Source organism: Sulfuricurvum sp. RIFOXYD12_FULL_44_77 (genome assembly GCF_001830725.1).
In the GTDB taxonomy this organism is placed as follows: domain Bacteria; phylum Campylobacterota; class Campylobacteria; order Campylobacterales; family Sulfurimonadaceae; genus Sulfuricurvum; species Sulfuricurvum kujiense_A.
In genome coordinates this window covers 1-2,116 of record NZ_MIBU01000038.1, presented here as the reverse complement: position 1 = coordinate 2,116, position 2,116 = coordinate 1, and the positions used below count along the sequence as shown (strand labels likewise).

3 protein-coding genes are annotated in these 2,116 nt (G+C 46.0%); 2 read left to right on the top strand and 1 reads right to left on the bottom strand.

All coding sequences use genetic code 11. The features are described 5' to 3' along the window. A partial coding sequence (gene glp / locus A2517_RS01920; protein ID WP_294893682.1) for a gephyrin-like molybdotransferase Glp occupies positions 1-1,200 on the bottom strand: 1,200 nt, incomplete at its 3' end. Positions 1,201-1,301: 101 nt separating this feature from the next. Here glp and A2517_RS01915 point away from each other — a divergent pair. Further along, positions 1,302-1,715, top strand: coding sequence for a hypothetical protein (locus tag A2517_RS01915; RefSeq protein ID WP_294893681.1), 414 nt, complete (start codon positions 1,302-1,304; stop codon positions 1,713-1,715). Beyond that, positions 1,712-2,116, top strand: a 405-nt coding sequence (locus A2517_RS01910; protein ID WP_294893680.1) for an RsmE family RNA methyltransferase, incomplete at its 3' end; no start/stop codon positions are given. The genes A2517_RS01915 and A2517_RS01910, both read left to right, overlap by 4 nt.

Below are 2,116 nucleotides of genomic sequence, written 5' to 3'. Positions count from 1 at the left end.
AGTTTGTTTCTCTGAACTCATGCACCAGCGTGTCGGAATAATTTTCACAACAGCATCTTTTTCAAATCCCTCCACACTCGCATCCACCATCATAAACGCGTTAGCACGTGAAAGCGGCAACACCATTCCCGGACCGAATTTTTCACTCGGGGTAAAAGAGGTTCCGTCAAACCACCCCGGGATGAGGGAACGTCTCCCTTTTTTCATTGTAAACGGTTCAGAAATTTTTGTTGTGAGGGTGGAGAGATATTTATCCGCACGACCGCTCAGCGCTAAAATAGCACTTTGTCCGAATAGCTCGAAACACAAAGCTGCCGCGAGGGGATTTCCCGGAAGATTAAGGATAACAGTATTGCCGATACGCCCGAATGTCGTCGGTTTACCCGGTTTGATGTCCACCGATTCAAAACCACTCTCAAAGCCGAGGGTTTGGAAAGCCTCTTTGGTAAAATCGGCATCCCCGACACTGACACCCCCTGAGGTGATAATCAAATCCGCGTTCAAAGAGCGCTCGATATGCTCACGGATCGACTCAAGAGAATCAGATGCCGTTCCGGTAAAGATCACCTCACACCCCAGCTCTTGCGCGCGTGCGGCGAACGTAGGGGTGTTGGTATTGTAGAGCTGATTGGCTCCCAACGCTTCATAATGCATTTTGAGTTCGTTTCCTGAAGAGAAGAGGGCAACGCGGGGACGGCGGTAGACTCTGACATGGGTGATCCCCTGTGAGGCAAGGAGAGAGATATGATGGGCATACAGCATCGTCCCCTCACTCAATAACCCCATCCCAGCTTGAATATCTTCCCCTTTGAGACGAATATGTTGTGAGGGCTTTATGGTGGAGGGGAAGGTGATTTGATCTCCGTTAACGATCACCTCTTCGATGGGGACGATTGCTTCACACCCCTGTGGGATTTTGGCACCCGTCATAATACGGATGCATTGATCTTCCACCATACGGACATCATCAGGATTACCGGCAAAAATCACACACACTTGTTGGAGTGTTTTACCCGCATCTTCAACCCGTACCGCGTAACCGTCCATCGCCGAGTTATCAAAAGAGGGGAGAGAATGGGAAGCGATAATATTTTCGCAGAGGAGACGGTGAATACCGTTTTCGATCGGTACAATCTCACTTTGTGTAGGCAAGGTAAGGGTATAAACCAGATTGAGTGCCTCTTCTACGGTGATTGCCATTGCTTCTCCTTGGGTGTATCCTTCCTCAATGCATTAAATGTTCAATCATCGGAAAGTGATTTAGGGAGTGATTATAGGCAATTTAAGGTAAAATCCCCTTTATGGAAGCTATGTATACAACCGGACTTAATATCCACTACTTCGGGGTTATTGTGTTGATGGGGGTAGTTGTGTTTAACATCGTGATGTTATCCCTCTCTCATCATCTTATCCGCTATTCTAAACGGATGCGGATTGTGATGCCGATCTCAGGCTCATTGATCGCTTTGATCCTTTTTACGGGGGCAGTGATGATGGCGGCGAAACACCTTCATTTTACCTTTGCCAATATTGCGATGATTGCTATCGCCATTATCATGATCATACTTGAAGCAAAACGGTACAAAACGCTTAAACGTAAAACCGATATTACCCAAGAGGGGGCGTTTGAACTTTATAAGAAAAAAGCGTTTCGTTTCTTGGGCATTGAGATAAGTTTACTGATTGCGATCACTTTTTGGATGATTCTACAATGAAATTTTTACTGCACAATAATGTCGGTACGAATGAATTAAGTGTCAGCGGTGATGATTATAAGTACTTAATTAAAGTACGACGTCACAAAGCGGGGGATTTAATCGCTTTTCGTTCACGTGAACGTTTGGGTGAGGAGTATCGCTATCGGTTAGAGCGAACCGATGGGCGCAATGCTTATTTTTCACTGCAAAGCCATCATCAAGCGTTGTGTGAAAATGAACGCCCCCTTCATATCGGATGGTGCTTGGTGGATCCGAAAACGATAGAAAAAACCTTGCCGATGCTTACCGAACTGGGAGTTCACAAAATCACCTTTATCCATTGTCGCCGATCACAGCAAAATTTTCGTCTCGATTTTGAGCGCTTTGAGCGTATTATGGAGAGTTCGATTATGCAGTGC